The organism is Pseudonocardia sp. (genome assembly GCF_050250275.1).
Classification (GTDB): domain Bacteria; phylum Actinomycetota; class Actinomycetes; order Mycobacteriales; family Pseudonocardiaceae; genus Pseudonocardia.
On sequence record NZ_JBFWOY010000033.1, the window covers coordinates 14919 to 34576 of the forward strand.

Here is a 19658-nt window from a genome sequence, read left to right on the forward strand (position 1 = left end):
CGATGGTCGCTATGGCGACCATCGCCGCGCACCGGCGCTGTTGGATGGGCCGGTGCTTCCCGCGCCCTGCTTCTGCACCGCTCCCGACGGCGCCCGGCTCGCCTACCGCGAGATCGGTGACGGCCGGCCGACCCTGTTGCTGCACGGGTTCTCCTCCACCGCGGTGATCAACTGGGTGGCGCCGGGGCATGCGGCGGCGGTCGCGGCGACCGGGCGGCGGGTAATCCTGCCCGACCTGCGCGGACACGGCGACAGCGAGCGCAGCCACGACCCGGCGGCCTACCCGCCCGACGTCGTCACCGACGACGTGTTCGCCCTGCTCGACCATCTCGGGCTCACCGACGGCGGCTACGACCTCGGCGGCTACTCCCTCGGCGGGCGGACCGCGCTGCGGGCGGTGGTCCGCGGCGCCCGGCCGGGGCGGCTCGTCGTCGCCGGGATGGGGCTCGCCGGGGTGACGCACATGCGCGGGCACGCGTTCGCCGACGTGTTCGGCCACGTACTGGCCGACACGCCTGCGGGTCCGTTCCCGCCGGGCAGCCCCGAGGGGCGGATCACCGACTTCATCGCGCGGATCGGGGCCGACCGGACGGCGTTGCGGCTGGCGCTGGGGACGGCCGTCGACACCCCGGCCGCCGACCTGGCCCGCGTCGACGTGCCGACGCTGGTCGTGTGCGGGGACCGCGACGATCCCGCCGACGCCCGCGCCCTCGCGGACATGGTGCCGCACAGCGCGTTCGCCACGGTGAAGGGCGACCACATCAGCGCGGCGAACCGCTCCGACGCCCTCGGCGCGGCCATCGCGACGTTCCTCGAGGCGTCCTGACCGCGCGCAACCCCAGCGCTCTCCCGTGGCCGCCGGACGACCGTGAGGTTGCGCCCGAGAACCCGCGCGCAACCGCACCGCTGTCGGCAGGGCGATTCGCGACGGTGAGGTTGCGCCCGGTGGGGGTCAGGCCGGGACGCGGCCCAGGGTGGCCAGGACCGCGGCACGGATGTCGGCGGCGCCGGGGAGGTAGGCGTCCTCCAGGGGCGGGCTGAGCGGGATCGGCAGGAACGGGGCGCCGACGCGTTCGACGGGGGCGTCGAGGTCGTCGAAGGCCGCGTGCTGGACGGCCGCTGCCACTTCGGCGCCGAACCCGCCGTGCAGGACGGCCTCGTGGGCGACGACGAGGCGGTTGGTACGCCGCACCGACCCCACGATCGTCTCCAGGTCGAGCGGGACGAGCGTGCGGGGGTCGATCACCTCGACCTCGATGCCCTCGGACGACAGCTCCTCGGCCGCCGCCAGGGCCTCGCCGACCATGCGGGACAACGCGACGACGGTGACGTCGCGACCCGGGCGACGGACGGCAGCCTTCCCGAGCGGAATCGGCTGGACCGGGTCGGGCACGGGCTCGCGCCGGAAGTACAGCGTCTTGTTCTCGACGACCACCACCGGCCCCGGCGACGCGATCGCGCTCGCGAGCAGCCCGGCGGCGTCGGCGGCGCCCGACGGCATGACGACGGTCAGCCCGGGCACGTGGGTCAGCCACGCCTCCAGGCTCTGCGAGTGCTGGGCGCCCGCCCGCTGCCCGGCCCCGCCCTGGGTGCGCAGCACCATCGGGACCCTCAGCTGCCCGCCGGACATGAAGTGCGCCTTGGCCGCCTGGTTCACCAGCTGGTCGAGCGCCAGGGTGATGAAGTCGACGTACATGATCTCCAGAACGGGGCGCAGCCCCGACTGGGCGGCGCCCACGGCGACGCCGCAGATGGCGGCCTCGCTGATCGGGGTGTCGATCACCCGGCCGGCGCCGAACTCCTCGACCAGGCCCGCGGTCGTCGTGAACGGGCCGCCGGCGCTGACGTCCTCGCCGAGGACGAAGACGTCCGGGTCGGCGCGCATGGCCTGGGCGATCGTGGTGGAGACGGCCTTGGCGTAGGTGAGGTCGGCGGTCATCGCAGCTCTCCGGGCACGCTCGACGGGAAGGGGCTCGACCGCGCCCAGGTGACGGCCTCCTCGACCTCTGTGCGCGCGTGTTCGGCGAAGGCCGAGGGGTCGAGGTCGGCGAGCCAACCCGCGTCGAGGCCCGCGCGCTGCAGCCGCAGGATCGGGTCCTTGCGCTGCCAGTCCTCGGTGGAGACGGCCTCGCGGTAGCGGTCGGGGTCGCCCTCGTAGTGCCCGCGCAGCCGGTGGGTGAGGCACTCCAGCAGCGCCGGCCCCTCCCCCGCCCGCGCGCGGTCCAACAGCGAGGAGAACGCCGTCCAGACGTCGGCGACCTCGTTGCCGTCGACGGTCCGGCGGGGCAGCGGGTAGGGCGCGACGACGTCGCCGACCCGCTCGACGGTGGTGTGCGCCGAGCGCGGGGTGAACTCGGCGAACCCGTTGTTCTCGCAGACCAGCAGCACCGGCAGCCGCCACAGCGTGGCGAGGTTGACCGACTCGGTGAACAGCCCCGCCTGCACCGCGCCGTCGCCGAAGAACACGACCGCCACCGCATCGCTGCCCTTGTGCCGGGCGGCGAGCGCGGAGCCGAGGGCGAGCGGGATGTTGCCGCCGACGACGCCCGTGGCGCCGAGGAAGCCGTGGGCGACGTCGACGAGGTGCATCGACCCGCCCATCCCCTGGCACAGCCCGCCCTCGCGGCCCATCAGCTCGGCCATGGTGCGGTCGAGCGGCGCCCCCTTGGCGAGGGCGTGCCCGTGGGCGCGGTGGCCGGAGTAGACGGCGTCGTCGTCGCGCAGCTGCCGGCACACCGCGGCCGCGACGCCCTCGCCGCCGATGGAGAGGTGGATGAGCCCGTGGACCTCGTCGGCCCGTTTGAGCGCGCCCACGCGCTCCTCGAACGCGCGGATGCGCCACATGGTGGCGAGGAGATCCCGCAGGACGTCGGTGTCGACGGAGACCGCGGTGGTCACCGGGCAGCCGCGACCGTTGCGTCGACCACGCGCCGGACGCCCGCGACGATCTTGGCGACGTCGGGCAGCACGAAGTCCTCCATCGGCCTGGCGTAGGCGATCGGTGCGTCTCGCGCCGTGACCTGCACGATCGGGGCGCGCAGTGACGCGAACCCGGCCTCGGCGACCTCGGCGGCGACGATCGCCGAGACCGAGGCGTGCCTCGTGGCCTGGTCGACGAGCACGAGCCGGCCCGTCCGCTCCACCGAGGCGAGGATCGTGTCCGTGTCCAGCGGGGCGATGGTGCGCGGGTCGATCACCTCGACCGACACCCCGTCGGCCGCGAGCTCCGCGGCGGCGTCCAGCGCGCGGTGCACGGTCCAGCCGGTCGCGACGATCGTGACGTCGTCGCCGGGGCGCACGACCGCGGCCCGGCCGAACGGCACGAGGTGCTCCCCCGCCGGCACGTCGCCGGTCTCCAGGGTGAGCAGGTAGTGGTGCAGGAACAGCACGGGGTTGTCGTCGCGGATCGCGGTGGCCATGAGCCCCTTGGCGTCCGCGGGTGTCGACGGCAGCGCCACCTTGAGCCCGGGCACGCCCATGAACATCCCGTAGATGGAGCCGGTGTGCTGGCCGGCCCAGCCGGCGGTGAACCCGTAGCCGGCCTTGAGCACGAGCGGCGCGGTGACCTGCCCGCCGGACATGTAGTGGAACCGGTTGGCCTCGTTGACGACCTGGTCCATGGCGACGAGCAGGAACTCGGCCATCGTGCAGTCGACGACGGGTCGCTTGCCCGCGAGCGCGGCGCCCGCTGCCATGCCGATCTCGGCGGTCTCCGAGATCGGGGTGACGCGCACCCGGTCGGGGCCGAAGGCGGCGACGAAGGGGTCCTCCGGGCTGCCGCCGACGCTCTGCCCGATGAGCAGGACGTCGTCGTCGCGGGCCATCTCCTGGTGGATGCCCTCCATGATCGCGGCGATGTAGGTGATCTCGCGGGCCATCTCGTGCTCCTGTGACTCAGGCGTGGACGAATCGGAGGGCGTCCGACGGCGCCGGGTCGGGACCTGCCAGCGCGCCGTCGACGGCGCGTTGCATCTCGTCGGCGGCCTCGGCGGCGATGGCGTCCGCGGCAGCGGCGTCGAGCACCCCGCCGGTGACGAGCGCCGCACGGAACCGCGGGACGGGGTCGCCGCGCAGCGCCGCCTCGTACTCGGCGACGTCGCCGAACACGGTGACGGCCTCGTGCTCGGGGTAGTGCAGCGGCACCCCGGGCGGGGCGATGGAGTTGCCGTGCGCCGAGAGCCGGTAGACCTGCGACTCCACCAGTGTCGGCCCGTCCCCGGCGCGGGCACGGGCGACGGCCTCGCCGACGGTGGCGCGCACGAGGTCGGGGTCGCCGCCGTCGATCGTGACGCCGGGCATGCTGTAGGCCTTGGCCTTGGTGGCCAGCGGTTCCCCGGCCGCGGCGTTGGCGTCCTCCTGCTCGACGCGCACCGACACGCTGTAGCTGTTGTTCTCCATCACGAAGACGATCGGGAGCTTCCACAGCGACGCGATGTTGAGCGACTCGTGGAAGGCGCCCTGCTTGCTGGCGCCGTCGCCGAAGAAGCACAGCACGACGTCGCTGTCACCGGAGCCCGCGCCGCGGACCTGCGCCGCGTACGCCGCGCCCGTGGCCTGCGGGATCGACTGCCCGACGATCCCGGAGGTGCCCAGGAACCCCCGCGCGGGGTCGGCCAGGTGCATCGAGCCGCCGTAGCCGCCGCACAGCCCGTTCGCGCGGCCGTAGATCTCGGCCATCATCGCGGTGGTGTCGCTGCCCAGCGCGATGGGATAGCCGTGGCAGCGGTAGGTGGCCAGCACCTGGTCTCCGGGCCGGATCGCAGCGATCGACCCGACGATCGAGGCCTCCGCGCCGTCGGCGAGGTGGGTGTGCCCGCGGATGACGCCCGGATGCTCGGTGAAGGTCCGTTTGACGCGCTCCTCGAACTCCCGGATACGCACCATCGCCCTGAGCATCTCGATCCTGGACGTCCCGATGCGGTCCACCGCGGTCACACCCCTTCCGCCGCGACCGGCGCGGCCAGTGCTGCGGACGTCGTCGTCGCCGTCCGGTCGAAGATCTCGTCGATGGGCAGGGCCCGCAACGCGTCGGAGAGCACCTCGACGCCCCACGGGCCGGTGTAGCCGAGCCCGCGCAGCGCGGCGACGTAGCCGGGGATGTCGAACTCCCCCTCGCCGGGCAGCCGCCGGTGGCGCGTCGTCTCGCGGCTGCGGTCGGGCATGTCCGCGAGCTGCCCGTCGGACAGCTCGACGTAGGTGAGGCGCCCGGGCGGGATCGCCGCCAGGTCCTCGGGGGTGACGGCGAGCTTGCCGAGGTGCCAGGTGTCGATCGCGATCCCGCCCTGCGCGGGGTCGGACGCCGAGACGATCTCGCAGACGGCGGCGAGCGACGGCGCGTTCACGTCGAAGGGCATCAGCTCGTAGGCCAGCGGTGGCGCCCCGCGGTTCGCGGCGTCGGCACACATGGCGGCGAACCCGTCGGTCAGCTGCGCCCTCGACGCGGTCGTGCGACGCAGGTTGCCCAGCTTGACGTGGTGGGCGCCGAGCTCGACGGCGGCGGTGAACAGCAGGTCGCGGCGGGCGTCGGAGGCGGTGCGGCGGGGGTCGCCGGGCTCGACGAACCAGTCGTCGAGGAACTCGACCTCCAGGTCGCGCAGGCCGGCGTCGACGAAGATCGACCGGATCTCGCCGAGGGTGCGCGTCTCGAGCAGGTGTTCGAGGTCGGTGTGCCAGATGCCGAGCCCGGTCATGCCGACCCGCGCCGCGTGGGCGCACCGGTCGGGCCAGTCGAACAGGCTCCACTCGCGGCCGGTCCCGATCTCCACGGGACCGGCGACGGTCCAGTAGGAGCCGAGGACGTCGGGGGTCGTCACGTGTCGTCACTCCCGGGGTCGAGCAGCAGGGCGTACGGGTGGGCGAGCAGGTCGACGAGGTCGCGCAGGAAGCGGGCGCCCTCGGCCCCGTCGAGGACCCGGTGGTCGCAGGAGAGGGTGAGCGCCATCCGGTGGTCGTGGGCGGCGCCGACGGCCAGGATCGCGGCCTGTCCCGGGATGACGACGGCCGTGAACTCGCGGATGCCGAACATCCCCAGGTTGGAGACGGTGAAGGTGGCGCCGTCGAGGTCGGTGGGGGTGAGCCGGCCGTCGCGGGCCCGTCCGACGAGCCGGTGCGACGCCGTGGCGACCGAGCCCAGGGCGCGGGTGTCGGCATCGGTGACGACGGGGACGACGAGCCCGGCGGGGGTCTCCACGGCCACACCGACGTTGACGCGGCCGTAGCCCACGGGGGTCTCGGCCCCGTCGGGGACGCCGGCGTTGACGGTGCCGTGGCGGCGCAGCGTGCGCCCGCAGGCGGCGACGACGAGGTCGGTGAGGGTCGGGACGACCGCGCCCGGCACGTGTCCGGCGGCGTCGGCGAGTGCGGCGCGCAGGTCGAGGACGGCCGTCACGTCGGCGTCGGCGGTGAGCGCGAAGGCCGGGATCTCCCGGTTCGACCGCACCATGCGCTCGGCGGTGACCCGCCGCGTCCGGTTGCGCGGCAACGGGGTCAGGGTCCCCCGCGCGGTGGGGTCGGCGGCGCCGGGCGCTCGCGCGGCGGCGGGTGGCGTGGCCGCGGCGGGTGCGCCGGCCGCGGCGGCATCGATGTCCGCGCGCACCACCCTGCCGTGGGGGCCGGTACCGGTGACCGCCGCGAGGTCGACGCCCAGCTCGCGGGCGCGGCGGCGGGCCAGCGGTGACGACGGCACACGCACCCGGGCGGGTCCGGGCTCCGCCCCGGACACCGCACCGGGTGCGGCCGTCCCCGGTGCCCCGGACGCGGGCCCCTCGCCCGCCCCCGGTGCACCGCGGTCCGTCCCGGCGCGACCCCCGCGGGCGGCCCGCGGCGGCGCCGCGGGAGCCGGTGGGTCCGTCGCCGGAGCCGTGCTCGTACTCTCGGCCGGCGCGGCGCCGAGCCGGGCGATCACGGCGCCGACGGGCACCGTCCGCCCCTCCGCGGCGAGGATGTGCAGCACCCCGTCCGCGTCCGCCTCGAACGTGACCGTCGCCTTGTCGGTCTCGATCTCGGCGAGCTCCTCGCCGCGGGCGACGGCCGCGCCGCAGGCGTGCAGCCAGCGCACGATCGTGCCCTCGGCCATCGACTCCGACAGCCGCGGCATCCGCACGTCGCCCCCCGGGCCGGTCATCGGCCGGCCGCCTTCGGGACCCACGTCGTCGTCACCGCACTCCTCGCCCCACGTCACTGCCACGGACCCGGGAGAGCTCCCGTCGTGGACCCCGCGACGCGGCGGGCGTCGACGGTTGCACACCGCGTCACGAGGTGGGAGAAGCGTCGCCGGGCGGGCCCCGCCGCAGCCATGGGGAGCGCGCCCGATTACCTGTCGATGCGTGCACCCCGTTGCGCGACAGCGCCGGGCGGCTCGCGGCGCCGGTCAGCTCGCGGCGGCCTCGCGCGCCGCGCGCCGGACGTCGCGCGGGGACAACCCGTACTCGCGTTTGAAGACGTGCGAGAAGTGGGTGGCGTCGGAGAACCCCCAGCGGAACGCGATCTCGGTGACGGTGCCGGCCGTCGGCTCCTCCAGGTCCTCGCGGCAGCGGGCGAGCCGGGACCTGCGCACGAGCGCGGCCACGGACTCCCCGGTGTCCTCGAAGGCCGAGTGCAGGGTCCGCACCGACACGGCGAGGACCTTCGCGATCGACTCCGGGCCGAGACCGGGGTCGGGCAGGTGGGCCCGGACGTAGCGGCGGACCCGGGCCCGCAGCGCCTCGCGCCGGGCCTCACGGGTCTCGGGCATGCCCGGTTCGACGACCGCGCGCAGCAGTTCCAGGACGACGTCGGCGGCGGCGGCCGCGGTGCGCTCGTCGAGCAGCGGGATTTCCGCGGCGAGCGCGTCGACGTAGCGGACGAGCAGCCGGGCCCCGGGCCGGCGTTCCAGCGACGACACCGACCCGACGTCGGCCAGCCGCGGGCTCACCGAGTGCACGAGGTCGCGGGGGAAGATCAGGGTGCGTTTGGTGAACGGTTCGACGACCTCGACACCGACGGCACGGGCCCCGTCCCACAGCCCGATCGCGCCGGCCTCCAGCACGTGGTGCTCGGTGCGGGAGCGGACGACCCGCTCCGCGCCGCGCAGCACCATCTGCAGGCCGATGTGGTCCTCCCCCGGGTCGCCCATCAGCGCGGTGGTGCGGCGCCCGGCGAACGGCGTGCAGGAGCACTCGACGAGGTCGAGCACGCCCAGTCGGCGCCGCTCGACGCGGCCCGCGAACCGGCCGATGTCGGGTAGCCGGACGTCGAAGGCCACATGGGTGGCGGCCAGCACGTCCTCCCACTCGGGGACGGGCCTGGTCGACGTCGGGCCGACCTGCCAGCTCTCCGGCGCCTCGTCGGCCGTGGTGGACGTGCTGGTCGACATCGGTGTCGACAGGGCCGTCATGGCCTCGCCCCTTCCGTCGTGGTCGTCCGGCCGTCGCCCGGAGCCACCGCTCCAGCGTGACCCACGGCCGGGCAGCGGTTCAACCCGTGACCCGGCCCCGGGTGCCGGGTTTGGCTCCGCGTGCACGGTTGTCTGTGCATCCGCGCCGCACGGGCGCAGGAGCCGCGGCGGCGCCGGTAGCGTCCGCCGCGACCGGGTTGCGCCGCGCCGGCGCGGGGCGGCGCACCGGCCGGCGAGGAGGCGGCATGCGTGCCGGGGTGTTCCGCGGCAGGGGCCGGATCGTGGTGGAGGACGTCCCCGATCCTGTCGCCGGTCCGGCCGACGTCGTGCTCGACGTCCACGGCTGCGGGGTGTGCGGGTCCGACATCGGGCAGTTCCGCGCGGGCACCGCCCGTGACGGCCAGGTGATGGGGCACGAGTTCGCGGGCACGGTCGTCGAGGTCGGTGCGCGGGTGGCGGGCATCGCCGAGGGTGACCTGCTGACGGGGCTGCCGATCCAGCCGTGCGGTGACTGCCGGCGCTGCCGCGCCCGTCTGGCGCACCTGTGCGAGCGGTGGACGACGCGCAGCATCGCGTTCGGGCTGCCCGGTGGGTTCGCCGAGAAGCTGCGGATCCCCGACGCCGAGCTGGGCAGGAACGTGCACCGGCTGCCCGCCGTCGCCGGGGCGACGACCGAGGCCGTCCTGGACGCGGGGACGCTCGTCGAGCCGCTGTCGGTCGCGGTGCACGCGGTGCGGCTGGCCGGGCCGGGCCCGGGCCGCAGCGCCGTCGTCACCGGGCTCGGGGCGATCGGCCTGCAGGCCGCACAGACGTTGCGCGCCCGGGGCTGCGGCCCGGTGGTCGGGGTCGACCCGTCGCCGGTGCGCCGCGCAGTCGCCGGGGAGCTGGGCATCGTCACGGTCGACCCGACGGTCGGGGAGGACGCCCTGACCGGGACGTTGTGCGCGCTCACCGGGGACGCCGAGGCCGACATCGTGGTGGAGGCCAGCGGTGTCGGCGCGCTGGTCGCCGGGGCGATGGAGATCGTCCGTCCGCGCGGGACCGTCGTGCTGGTGGCGCTCTACCACGCTCCGGCGACGTTCGAGCCGATGCGCGCGGTGCAGCGCGAGGTGGTGCTGCGCGGCAGCGCGAACGTCACCCCGGACGACTTCCGCGACGCCATCGAGCTGATCGGCTCCGGTGCCGTCGCGACGGCGCCGCTGCTCACCCACCGCGTCCCCCTGGAGCGGGTGCAGGAGGCGTTCGAGTCCCGGCTCGACGCGAACGCGTCGGTGAAGGTGCTGGTCACGACCCGGTAGCCGCGTCATGTGAGCGTCCGGACCGGGTTGCCGCCGATGAACGCCGCGATGTCCTCGACGACCTCGCGCCAGAAGATCGCGTAGCCGCCGCGGGTGACGTAGCCCAGGTGCGGGGTGGCGAGGACGTTCGGCAGCGTCCGGTACGGGTGGTCGGGGGGCAGCGGTTCGACGTCGAACACGTCGAGCCCGGCACCGGCGATCCGCTGTTCGCGCAGGGCGGTGACCAGCGCGTCCTGGTCGACGATGGGCGCCCGCGAGGTGTTGACCAGGAACGCGGACGGCTTCATCGCGGCGAGCTCGGCGGCACCGACGAGCCCGCGGCTGCGCTCGGACAGCACGAGGTGGACGGTCAGGACGTCGGCGGCGGCGACGAGCTCGGCCTTCGACGCGGCCAGGCGCACCCCGGCGGCCGCGGCCGCGTCGGCGGTGAGGTGGGTGCTCCACGCCGCGACGTCCATCCCGAACGCCAGCCCGACCTTCGCGACGAGCGAGCCGATGCGTCCCAGGCCGAGCACGCCGAGGGTGGCGCCGGCGAGGTCGACGCCGACGGTCTGCTGCCAGGGCCCGTTGCCGCGCAGGCCGCTGTTCTCGACGACGACGCTGCGCGCGAGCCCGGTGATCAGCGCCCAGGTCAGCTCGACCGTCGACGTGGTGAGCCCGCCGGTCCCGCACACGACGACACCCCGCTCCCGCGCCGCCGCGACGTCGACCGAGGCGTTGCGCATCCCGGTCGTGACGAGCAGCCTCAGGTCGGGCAGGCGCTCGATCACGGTGCGCGGGAAGGGCGTCCGTTCGCGCATGAGCACGACGGCGTCGTAGCCGGTCAGCGTCTCGACGAGCGCGCACTCGTCGGCGATGTGGTCGCGCCGGACGTCGACCGTCGCGTCGAGGCCCGACCAGTCGGCGGAGGTGAGCGCGACGCCCTGGTAGTCGTCGAGCACGGCACAGCGCAGCGTCACGTCTTCTCCTCATGAATCGGGCACGGTGTCAGCCCCCTCCGCGGACGGGCGTGGTGTCCGCGGCCGGGGCGTCGTCCTCGTCGAGCATCGCCACCGCGTCGCGCAGCACCGTGAGGTAGCCGGTGCGCTGTTTGCGGTACCGCTCGACCGGCGCGGAGACGGTGTAGCAGCCCATCAGCATCCCGTTGCGCCACACCGGCACCGCGATGCACGCGACACCTGCGGAGAACTCCTCGACCTCGGTGGCGTAGCCGTTGCGCGCCACCTGGGCGAGCTCCTTTGCGAACACGTCGGGATCGGTGATCGTCCGGTCCGTCACGGCCGTGAGCGGGTGCATCGCGAGGTAGCGTTCCCGGTCCTCCGGCTCGGCGAAGGCCAGCAGCACCTTGCCGGAGGCGCGGGCGTTGGCGACCCCGCGGTAGCCGGGCCGCAGGTTGGTCACCTGCACGGCGTGCGTCCCCGACAGGTGCGCGAGCACGACGGGGTTGCCGTTGCGCCACGCCGTCAGGTAGGCGCTCTCGCCGGTCTCCTCGATGATCCGCCGCAGCGGCGCGACCAGCTCCGGGGGCGGGACGGTCTGCTGGGCGTAGGCGACCGAGAGCACCTCCATCGCCAGCCCGAACCGGTACTGCTTGTGCTCGTCGCGGGTGAGCAGCTTGGCGTCGACGAGCGTGTTGAGCAGGTGGTAGACCGTCGGAACGGAGGTGCCGAGCTCGGCGGCCATGCGGTTGACCGAGCGTTCGGCCTCGGGCAGCGACGCGATGAGCATCAGCAGCTGCGCCGCGCGCGACACCGACTGGATCCTGGTGCCGGTTCGTGTCTCGTCCGCCATGTGCCGTCCCGCGTCTCGTCGTGGTGCTCGTGCCGTTGCCGGTGTACCGGCGGGGTCAGCGGTCCGGGCTGCGGACCGAGACCCCGCCGTCGACGGGCAGTGTCGTACCTGTGATGTAGCGGGCTTCGTCCGACACCAGGAACAGCGCCGTGTAGCCGACGTCCCAGCCGGTGCCCTCGATGCCCAGCGGGGAGGCGCCGCGGCGCCTGTCGCGCAGCACCGGGTCCATCCCCTCGGACGCGACCATCGGCGTGTAGATCGGGCCGGGCAGGATCGCGTTGACCCGGATCCCTTGTGCCGCATGGTCGATGGCCATGGCCTTGGTGAGCGCGATGACACCGCCCTTGGCCGTCGTGTACGGGGTGAGCCCGCGCGGGCGGATCGCGGAGATCGACGACAGGTTGACGATCGCGCCGCCCCCACCGTCGGCCATCACGGGGATGACCGACCGGCTGGCCGACACCACGGTGCGCAGGTTGACCGAGATGACGCGGTCCCAGTCCTCGTCGGTGGTCTGCAGGATGGTGCCCGCGCCCTCGGTGCCGACGTTGTTGTCCAGGATGTCGATGCGGCCCCACAGCGCCACGGCGGCCGCAGCCATGGCGGCGCAGTCGGCGGCCGAGGTGAGGTCGGCCTCGAACGCGGCGGCCTCCCCGCCCTCGGACTCGATGCCGTCGACGGTCGCCTTCGCCGCCGCGGTGTCGCGGTCGACGACGAGCACCTTCGCGCCGTGGCGGGCGAACAGGATCGCGGCGGCCCGGCCGGTGCCGATGCCCTCGCCGCGCGAGCCGCCGCCGGTGACGATCGCGATCTTGCCGTCGAGGCGGCGCGGGTTGGGTTCGGAGTTCGGCAGGGCGGCGTCGAGCCCGGGGGCGGTCATCGGGTCTCCTCGTCAGGGATGGCGCGTGCGATCACCGGTGCCTGCGCGCCGTCGCGGATGGGCAGTGGCACGGCGTCGATCTCGACGAGCCGTCCGGCCGGCCCCTCCGGGCGTGGCCCGAGGTGCTCGACGATCGCGATGTCGCGCGGCAGCGGTGCCATGTGCGCGGGGTACCGGTCGCGGTAGTCCGTCCCCACCGGGCGACTCATGACCCGAGCCCCAGCAGCCGTGCCGTCGTGCCGCCCAGCATGGCGGTGACGTCGTCGTCGGTGACGGTGGCGCCGTGGCGGGCCGCGATCTCCGGGAGGTCGCGGAACGTGTCGACCCAGGCGTCGAGCGGCATGACCGTGGAGACGCCGGGGCAGTCGCTGCCGAACACGACCCGCTCCAGGCCGATGCCGTGGCGGATCTCGGCGACGCGGGCGACGAACCGGGCCTCGTCCTCCAGGAACAGGCCCTGCCACAGCGACAGCTCCAGGTAGAGGTTCGGCTTCCAGCGGGCCATGTCGAGGGCGAGGTCGAAGTAGGCGCGCTGCCCGGCGTGCAGGATCACGAAGTCGACGTCGGGGAAGTCGGCGGCGGGCTCGTCGAGGTGCAGCGGGCTGCAGTAGGTGCTGACCAGGGGCGCGGCGAGCGGCCCTGTGTGTGACACGACGGGCACCGCGTACTCGCGACACAGCTCGTAGAGGGGCCGGCACACCGGGTCGGCCGGCGAGAACCCCGCGCAGGGGTGCAGCTTGAGCCCTCTGGCGCCGGCGTCGAGGGCGTCGCGGAACAGCTCGGCCGCGCCCGCGCGGCGGGGGTCGACACCGAAGAAGGCGATGAAGTGGTCGGGGTCGGACCGGGCGAGGTCGGTGGCGAGGCGGTTCTCCTCGACGATGGAACGGTCGCCCTCGCCCAGGCGCAGCCCGTAGTCGCCGAGCAGCAGGCACGACCGGTCGACGCCGGCCTTCTCCATCTCGGCGCGGATCTCCCCCGCCCGGACGTCGACGTCCTGGACGACGCCGTCGCCGTGGGCGTGCCCGACGGCCGTGCCGCGCGCCGCGATCTCGCGGACGCTCGCATAGCGCTCGAAGATCGACCAGAGGTGGCGGTGCAGGTCGATGATCATCGATCGTCCCCTTCCACCCACTCCAGGTGGGCGCGTACGGCGGCGGCGAACTCGTCGGCGTTCTCCATGAAGGCCATGTGTGGGGCGTCCAGCTCGACGAGCCGCGCGGCGGGCAGCCGGGAGGCCAGGTCCGACATGGCCTCCAGCGGTGTCGACGCGTCGACGCGGCCGGCGATGCACGTCGCCGGCACGGTGATGTCCCCGAGCCGGTCGAGGACGTGGTGCGCCCCGATGGCCCGCCAGGTGTCGGCGAGCGCGCCCGGGTCCATGGCGAGCAGCCGCTCGCGCGCGTGGTCGAGGTACGGCGCGCCCGACGCCAGGCCGTCGGCGGTGAACCAGCGGGTCATGGTGTCGTCCAGCATGCCCGCGGAGCCGTGTTCCTCGGTGGCGGCGGCACGGGCCTCCATGACGTCGGGGGCGCCGTCGGGGGTGGTGCACGCCAGCACCAGCGAGCGCACCATCCCCGGGTGGTCGAGCGCGAGGTGCATGGCGACCATGCCGCCCAGCGAGGCGCCCACGACGTCGAACGGGCCGCGCGCGTGGCCGGCGATCTCGTCGGCCATGTCGGCGAGGGTGAGGCCGGGCCGGGCGCGGCGGCGGTCGCCGTGGCCGGGGAACGTGACCGCGTGCACGTCCCCACCGTCGGCGCCGAGGTCGAGGAACCGGGCCGCGTCGCGGTCGAGGCCGACGGGGTGCAGGAACAGGACCGTCACCTCACGCCTCCGGGTCACGGACGGCGTGGACCTCGTACCCGTCGGGGATCGTCGGGGTGATCTCGCGGTAGACGTTGCGCACCATCGTCGTGAAGTGCGGCTGCAGCTTCGTGGTCCACTCGCTGGGCGGGCGGATGCGCCGGTACTCCTCGGTCTCGAGCACCTCGGGGTCGTCGAGGTCGTAGAGCGCCAGGTACTTCGGCTCGCCCTCGACGGAGACGAACCGCCGTGCGGTGCGGAACCCCGGGCACTGCTGCCGCTCTGGGAAGTGCTCCTCGGTGTACCAGCGGTTGAACTCCTCCTCGAACTCCGGATCGATGTCGATCAGGACGAGCAGCAGGCCCTTGCCCGTCGTCGGCGCGGTCACGCGGAGTCCTCCTGAGCTGGGGGGCGGGCCGGGAGGGGTCCGGCCAGGGCGTAGGCGTCGTGGGTCAGGTCCATGACCGCGGCCATGTCGGTGAGCGAGGCGAGCGGCGGCTCGCCCTCGCGGACCCGGCGCAGCGCGTCGCGCACGAACACCGGGTAGTGCGGCACGTTCGTCGTGTGCGCCTTCACGTGTTCGCGGCTGCCGTCGGGCGCGACGATCTCGACGTCGGTGGGTGAGGTCGCGATGACGTAGTGGTCGCGGGTCGAGTGCTGCGCGGGCATCAGGCAGCCGACCTCGCCGACGAACACGCGCCCGCCCGGGCGCAGCGGGACCAGCGAGTAGTCGGCGTCGGCGAACCGCGCCCGCATGACGGCGAACAGCTCGGTAATGATGCGCTGCGCCGCAACGGGATCGGCATCGTGGACGGCGACGACGTCGGCCTCGTCGCGCAGCGTCGGCAGGAAGAGGCCGAGGTGCCAGTGCGCGGCCCCGGTGACCGCGATCCGCATACGCGCCATCAGATCGCCCTGTTCACGCCGCCGTCGACGACGATCGTCTGCCCGGTCACGTACCCGGCCTGGGCCGAACACAGGAACGCGCAGAGATCGCCGACGTCGGACGGCCGGCCGATCCGGCCGACGGGGATCTCGGCGGAGTAGCGGCGCAGCTGCTCGTCGAGGTCGATCCCCGCCGCGGCGGCGACCTTGCCCTGCAGCTCGCGGAGCCGGTCGGTGAGGATCGGGCCGGGCGCGACGGTGTTGACGGTGACGCCGTCGCCGGCGTGGGTGTCGGCGACGACCTTGGCCAGCACGGTCACCCCGGCGCGGGTGGCCTCGGAGATGACCAGCCCGGGCCTGGGCTCACGGACGCCGTAGCCGGTGAGTGCCACGACCCGGCCGCGGCCGGACGCGACGAGGTGCGGCAGGGCCGCGCGCAGCAGCCGCACGGCGCTCATCAGGACCTGGCGGTGGCCGGTGTCCCAGTCGTCGTCGCCGGACTCGGCGAGGGTGACCGCGGGCGGCGGCCCGCAGTTCACGACGAGGACGTCGAGGCCGCCCAGCTGCGCGACCGTGGCGGCGACGAGCGCGGCGATGTCGTCGGCGCTCTCCAGGTCGGCGGCCACGTGCCCGGCGGCGCCGACGTCACGCGCGGCCGCGGCGAGGCGGCCGGGGTCGCGGGAGGACACGACGACGCGCGCCCCCTCGGCGACCAGGGAGGCGGCGCACGCGCTGCCGAGCCCGGAGCTCGCCGCGGTGACGAGCGCCCGGGTACCGGTCAGGCCGAGGTCCATCGCCGTCCCCTCTCCGCGGGGACGTCGGTGACGAGCGTGCGGAGGAAGGTCAGCGAGGCCGCGAGCCGTTCGCGCTGGTCGGCGACGCCGGGATGGTTGTCCAGGCCCTCGACGGAGAGCCGGTAGGGCTCGGCGCGCTCGGCGGATCCCGCCAGCACTCCGACGAGCGAGGTGAGGTCGGCGACCCCTTCGCCCGGGTAGCACCACTGCACGTCGAACCCGCGCCGGTGGAAGCGGTCCTCCACGTAGCGCGAGACGAGCCGGAAGTCCTTCACGTGACCCGACGGCGCCAGCGGGGCGAGCCGGGTGATGACCGGCAGCGGGTCCTGCAGCGACGAGATCGGGTTGATCAGGTCGAGGAACACCCCGACCCGGTGGGAGCCGACACCGGCGATGATCTCGGCGTACTCGTCGGCGGTGAAGTCGGAGTGGTTCTCCAGCAGGATCTGCACGTCGCCGGGCACGTCGTCGACGGCGCGGCGCAGGGTGTCGGTGACGTAGCGCTGCTCGGCCGCGATGAGGCCGGGCTCGTCGAACAGCTCGGCGCGGTAGAAGCCGGAGGAGACGCGGGCGAACGGGCTGCCGAGGGTCTCGGCGAGGGCGACCCAGCGCGTGATGCGGTCGACGCCGCCGTCGATCGTGTCGCCGTTGCCGACGCGGCCGACGACGTCGCCGGAGAGCGTGATCCCGAGGCCCACGTCGTCGGCGAGCGCGCGCAGGCCCTCCAGCCCGGCGGTGTCGCGGTCACGCACGTGGACGGCGTTGAGCTGCACGAACGCGAAGCCGAGGTCGGCGATCTCGCGCAGCACGTCCTCGAGGGAGATCTCGCCGGCCGCGAGGCGGCAGTGGTAGGAGAGCGTGTCGACGCCCAGGACGATGTCCACGGTCCGGTTCCCTTCCTCAGTTCCGCAGCCAGGCCCGTACGTGCCCGGCGATGTCGCCCGCGCCGGGCAGCAGCCCGGCGACGAGGCTGGGCGCGGCCGGGACCCGGGTGTCGGGCAGGCCGAGGCGCAGCGGCGGCACCCGCAGGGGCACGCCTCGGCCGGCGACGCGGGCGACGACCTCGGCGCCGAACCCGCCGGTCACGTTGGCCTCGTGCACGACGGCCAGCGCCCCGGTGCGCGCGGCGCTCGCGACGATCTCGTCGGTCGGGAACGGGTTGAGCCACACCGTCTCCAGCACCTGCAGGGAGATGCCCTCGTCGACGAGGCCGGCCGCGGCCTGAAGGACGCGGGCGGTCATGGCGCCCCAGGTGACGACGGTGGCGTCGGTGCCCTCGCGGCGCACCCGCAGCCCGCCGGGCGGCTGGACGGGCCCGCCCAGCTGCACCGGCCCCCGGCCCGCCGGGTACAGCGTCCGGTTCTCGATCACGAGCACCGGGTCGTCGCTGTGCACGGCGGCGACGAGCAGGTCGTAGGCGTCCTGCGCCGTCCACGGCATGCCGACCCGCAGGCCCGGGACGTGCAGGAACAGCGCCTCCAGGCTCTGGCTGTGCTGGGCGCACGCGCCGGGGGCGCTGCCCTGCTGGGTGCGGATCGTGACCGGTGCGGTGAGTTCGCCGCGGCTGACGTAGCGCACGTTGGCGAGCTGGTTGACGACCTGGTCGAACGCGACCAGCGAGAAGTCGACCCACATGATCTCGACGATCGGGCGCCTGCCCAGCATCGCCGCACCGACCGCGGAGCCGAGGATGGCGGACTCGCTGATCGGGGTGTCGAAGACGCGGTCGCCGAAGTCGCGGCGCAGCCCCCGGGTGACGCCGAAGACGCCGCCGGGCTTGGCGATGTCCTCGCCGTAGAGCAGCGTCTCCGGGATCTCGTGGAGGCAGCGGCGCAGCGCCGCGTTGACGGCCTCGCCGTAGGTGAGCTCGCGGGTCTCGGTGGCGGGGGTGACGACGGCCGTGTCAGGCATACAGGTGCTCCTCGGCGGTCGCGGGATCGGCGGGCGGGGCGGCCAGCGCCGCGGCCGACGCCGCCGCCATCTCCTCGCGGGCGGCCCGCTCGGCGCCGGTGATGTCGTCGTCGGGGACGTCGGCGTCGTGCAGCCGGCGGGTCAGCAGGGCGACGGGCTCGTTCTCGGCGTCGCGCTCGCGCTCGCCGGGGCGGCGGTACTGGTCGGCGTCGCCGATGTAGTGGCCGACGAGGCGCTGTGTCATGGCCTCGACGAGCGTCGGGCCGCCGCCCTCGCGGGCCACCTCGAAGGCGTCGCCGAGGCGGTCGCGGACCTGGTCGGGGTCGTTGCCGTCGATGCGCTCACCGGGCATTCCGTAGCCGGCCGCGCGCCGCCACAGCTCGGGTTCGCCGACCATCTCGTCGATCGCGGTGAGCTCGGACCAGGAGTTGTTCTCGCACAGGAACACCACGGGCAGCGAGAACGCGGCGGCGAAGTTCATCGCCTCGTGCACCGCGCCCTGGTTCATCGCGCCGTCGCCGAACACGGTGAGCGCGACGCGGTCGGTGCCGTCGTGGCGGCCGGCCAGTGCGGCGCCGCACGCGATCGGGGCGCCGGCGCCGACGATGCTGTTCTCGCCGAAGAACCGGTGGGCGGGCGCGGTGAGGTGGGCCGATCCGCCGCGGCCGCCGTTGACGCCGGTGGCACGGCCGAGGATCTCGGCGAACAGTTGCTCCGGCTCCACGCCGCACGCGATGGCCCAGGAGTGGCCACGGTAGGTGGCGAACACGGCGTCGTCGGGGCCGATGAGCGAGGACGCGCCGACGGCGACGCCCTCCTGGCCGATGCCCAGGTGGATCGAGCCGACGGCGTCGCCCGCAAGCCGCAGCTCGCGGACCCGTTCCTCGAAGGCGCGCATCCGCCAGACCTGGCGCAGGTCGGCGAGCGGCTGACTGCCGTCCATCTCTGTCCTCTCGAAGTCTGTGCAGGTCAGGCCCTGTGGGTCGGCCCGTCAGCCCGCCGCGAGGCGCTGGCCGCCGTCGACGGCCAGGGCGACGCCGGTGATGAAGGCGGCCTCGTCGGAGGCGAGGAAGAGCGCGGCGCCGGCGACGTCCCACGCGGTGCCCATTCTGTTGCGCAGCGGGACGTGGGAGTTGCGTTCGGCGTAGACGTCCTCGCGGGTGCGCCCGTCGAGGCCGACGCGGTTCTCGATGGCCATCGGGGTGTCCATCAGCCCGGGCAGGATCGCGTTGGCGCGGATCCCGTACTGCGCGTTGGTGATCGCGATGTGCTCGGTGAGCGTCACGACACCGGCCTTGGAGGTCCGGTAGGCGACGTAGGGGTAGTTGATCTGTGCGGCGATCGAGGAGATGTTGGTGATGACGCCGCCGCCGGCCTGCTCGCGCATGACGCGGATGGCGTGCTTGCAGGTGATCACCATGCCCTGCAGGTTGACCGCGGTGATCCGGGCGAAGGCGTCGGCCTCGATGTCGGCGACGGGGGCGTCGCCGCCGCCGATGGAGATGCCGACGTTGTTGTGCAGGATGTCGAGGCTGCCCCACTGCTGCACGCAGGCGGCGACGGCGGCGGCGACCTCGTCCTCGTTCGTGACGTCGGCGGCGATCGCGACGGCCTCGCCGCCCTCGCCGGCGATCTGCTTCACGGTGTCCTCGGCGGCGGCGAGGTCGCGGTCGGCGACGAGCACCTTGGCGCCCTCGCGGGCGAGCAGCACCGATGTCGCACGCCCGTTGCCGGCGGTCCGTCCCGGCGTCTGGCCGCCGCCCATCACGAGCGCGGCCCTGCCTGCCACCCTGCCGGTCCCGGGCTGTGCCATCCACCGACTCCTTCGTCGAGATCGCGCTGTATTTCAAATAGTGAATATTTGCGTCAATTCGTGAACGACGGTAATCATGGTCCGGCGCCCCGTCAACACCGCCGGGGCA

22 protein-coding genes are annotated in these 19658 nt (G+C 74.2%); 2 read left to right on the top strand and 20 right to left on the bottom strand.

The features are described 5' to 3' along the window. The first annotated feature begins 52 nt into the window (after positions 1-52). Positions 53-826: an alpha/beta fold hydrolase gene (locus AB7F12_RS25320; RefSeq protein WP_428500431.1), complete on the top strand. Its 774-nt coding sequence runs from the start codon at positions 53-55 to the stop codon at positions 824-826. 126 nt (positions 827-952) lie between these two features. Here AB7F12_RS25320 and AB7F12_RS25325 read toward each other — a convergent pair whose 3' ends face one another. The 7 genes from AB7F12_RS25325 to AB7F12_RS25355 all read right to left on the bottom strand — a co-directional run bounded on the left by AB7F12_RS25325 (position 953) and on the right by AB7F12_RS25355 (position 8374). Continuing rightward, complete coding sequence (locus AB7F12_RS25325; RefSeq protein WP_428500432.1) at positions 953-1939, bottom strand: alpha-ketoacid dehydrogenase subunit beta; 987 nt, start codon at positions 1937-1939, stop codon at positions 953-955. After that, complete coding sequence (locus tag AB7F12_RS25330) at positions 1936-2898, bottom strand: thiamine pyrophosphate-dependent dehydrogenase E1 component subunit alpha (RefSeq protein WP_428500433.1); 963 nt, start codon at positions 2896-2898, stop codon at positions 1936-1938. The genes AB7F12_RS25325 and AB7F12_RS25330 overlap by 4 nt, the downstream gene beginning before the upstream one ends. Further along, positions 2895-3878 (bottom strand): alpha-ketoacid dehydrogenase subunit beta, encoded by a 984-nt coding sequence (locus AB7F12_RS25335; protein ID WP_428500434.1) that lies wholly within the window; start codon positions 3876-3878, stop codon positions 2895-2897. The genes AB7F12_RS25330 and AB7F12_RS25335 overlap by 4 nt, the downstream gene beginning before the upstream one ends. A gap of 16 nt (positions 3879-3894) precedes the next feature. Continuing rightward, positions 3895-4935: a thiamine pyrophosphate-dependent dehydrogenase E1 component subunit alpha gene (locus tag AB7F12_RS25340; RefSeq protein ID WP_428500435.1), complete on the bottom strand. Its 1041-nt coding sequence runs from the start codon at positions 4933-4935 to the stop codon at positions 3895-3897. After that, on the bottom strand, positions 4932-5813 hold the full coding sequence (locus tag AB7F12_RS25345; RefSeq protein WP_428500436.1) for a sugar phosphate isomerase/epimerase family protein: 882 nt from the start codon (positions 5811-5813) through the stop codon (positions 4932-4934). Before AB7F12_RS25345 ends, AB7F12_RS25340 begins: the two co-directional genes overlap by 4 nt. Further along, positions 5810-7123, bottom strand: a complete 1314-nt coding sequence (locus AB7F12_RS25350; RefSeq protein ID WP_428500437.1) for a dihydrolipoamide acetyltransferase family protein — start codon at positions 7121-7123, stop codon at positions 5810-5812. The genes AB7F12_RS25345 and AB7F12_RS25350 overlap by 4 nt, the downstream gene beginning before the upstream one ends. 246 nt (positions 7124-7369) lie before the next feature. Then, complete coding sequence (locus AB7F12_RS25355) at positions 7370-8374, bottom strand: helix-turn-helix domain-containing protein (protein ID WP_428500438.1); 1005 nt, start codon at positions 8372-8374, stop codon at positions 7370-7372. Between the two features lie 245 nt (positions 8375-8619). Between AB7F12_RS25355 and AB7F12_RS25360 the strand changes: the two genes are divergently transcribed. Beyond that, entirely contained in the window at positions 8620-9672 is a 1053-nt protein-coding gene (locus AB7F12_RS25360; protein ID WP_428500439.1) for a zinc-dependent alcohol dehydrogenase, read from the top strand. 5 nt (positions 9673-9677) lie between these two features. On the opposite strand, the gene AB7F12_RS25365 is transcribed toward AB7F12_RS25360, so the two are convergent. The 13 genes from AB7F12_RS25365 to AB7F12_RS25425 are packed head-to-tail and all read right to left on the bottom strand — an operon-like array spanning position 9678 to position 19549. Continuing rightward, positions 9678-10625, bottom strand: a complete 948-nt coding sequence (locus tag AB7F12_RS25365) for a D-2-hydroxyacid dehydrogenase family protein (protein ID WP_428500445.1) — start codon at positions 10623-10625, stop codon at positions 9678-9680. A 34-nt stretch (positions 10626-10659) separates the two neighbouring features. After that, complete coding sequence (locus AB7F12_RS25370) at positions 10660-11463, bottom strand: IclR family transcriptional regulator (protein WP_428500440.1); 804 nt, start codon at positions 11461-11463, stop codon at positions 10660-10662. 55 nt (positions 11464-11518) lie between these two features. After that, positions 11519-12343 (bottom strand): SDR family NAD(P)-dependent oxidoreductase, encoded by an 825-nt coding sequence (locus AB7F12_RS25375; protein ID WP_428500441.1) that lies wholly within the window; start codon positions 12341-12343, stop codon positions 11519-11521. After that, the gene (locus AB7F12_RS25380; protein WP_428500442.1) at positions 12340-12504 is read right to left on the bottom strand and encodes a hypothetical protein; all 165 of its coding nucleotides are present in this window, start codon (positions 12502-12504) and stop codon (positions 12340-12342) included. The genes AB7F12_RS25375 and AB7F12_RS25380 overlap by 4 nt, the downstream gene beginning before the upstream one ends. Positions 12505-12548: 44 nt before the next feature. Next, positions 12549-13454, bottom strand: a complete 906-nt coding sequence (locus tag AB7F12_RS25385; RefSeq protein WP_428500443.1) for an amidohydrolase family protein — start codon at positions 13452-13454, stop codon at positions 12549-12551. Then, the gene (locus AB7F12_RS25390) at positions 13451-14167 is read right to left on the bottom strand and encodes an alpha/beta fold hydrolase (RefSeq protein ID WP_428516902.1); all 717 of its coding nucleotides are present in this window, start codon (positions 14165-14167) and stop codon (positions 13451-13453) included. The genes AB7F12_RS25385 and AB7F12_RS25390 overlap by 4 nt, the downstream gene beginning before the upstream one ends. A gap of 1 nt (position 14168) precedes the next feature. Further along, positions 14169-14534, bottom strand: coding sequence for a hypothetical protein (locus tag AB7F12_RS25395; RefSeq protein ID WP_428516900.1), 366 nt, complete (start codon positions 14532-14534; stop codon positions 14169-14171). After that, positions 14531-15043, bottom strand: coding sequence for a hypothetical protein (locus AB7F12_RS25400; RefSeq protein ID WP_428516898.1), 513 nt, complete (start codon positions 15041-15043; stop codon positions 14531-14533). Before AB7F12_RS25400 ends, AB7F12_RS25395 begins: the two co-directional genes overlap by 4 nt. Before the next feature lie 8 nt (positions 15044-15051). Further along, complete coding sequence (locus tag AB7F12_RS25405) at positions 15052-15825, bottom strand: SDR family oxidoreductase (RefSeq protein ID WP_428498120.1); 774 nt, start codon at positions 15823-15825, stop codon at positions 15052-15054. Beyond that, positions 15810-16709, bottom strand: a complete 900-nt coding sequence (locus tag AB7F12_RS25410; RefSeq protein WP_428498121.1) for a sugar phosphate isomerase/epimerase family protein — start codon at positions 16707-16709, stop codon at positions 15810-15812. The genes AB7F12_RS25405 and AB7F12_RS25410 overlap by 16 nt, the downstream gene beginning before the upstream one ends. 16 nt (positions 16710-16725) lie before the next feature. Next, positions 16726-17736, bottom strand: a complete 1011-nt coding sequence (locus tag AB7F12_RS25415; RefSeq protein WP_428498122.1) for an alpha-ketoacid dehydrogenase subunit beta — start codon at positions 17734-17736, stop codon at positions 16726-16728. Beyond that, positions 17729-18679, bottom strand: coding sequence for a thiamine pyrophosphate-dependent dehydrogenase E1 component subunit alpha (locus tag AB7F12_RS25420; protein ID WP_428498123.1), 951 nt, complete (start codon positions 18677-18679; stop codon positions 17729-17731). The genes AB7F12_RS25415 and AB7F12_RS25420 overlap by 8 nt, the downstream gene beginning before the upstream one ends. A 48-nt stretch (positions 18680-18727) precedes the next feature. Then, on the bottom strand, positions 18728-19549 hold the full coding sequence (locus AB7F12_RS25425; protein WP_428498124.1) for an SDR family NAD(P)-dependent oxidoreductase: 822 nt from the start codon (positions 19547-19549) through the stop codon (positions 18728-18730). Positions 19550-19658 lie beyond the last annotated feature (109 nt).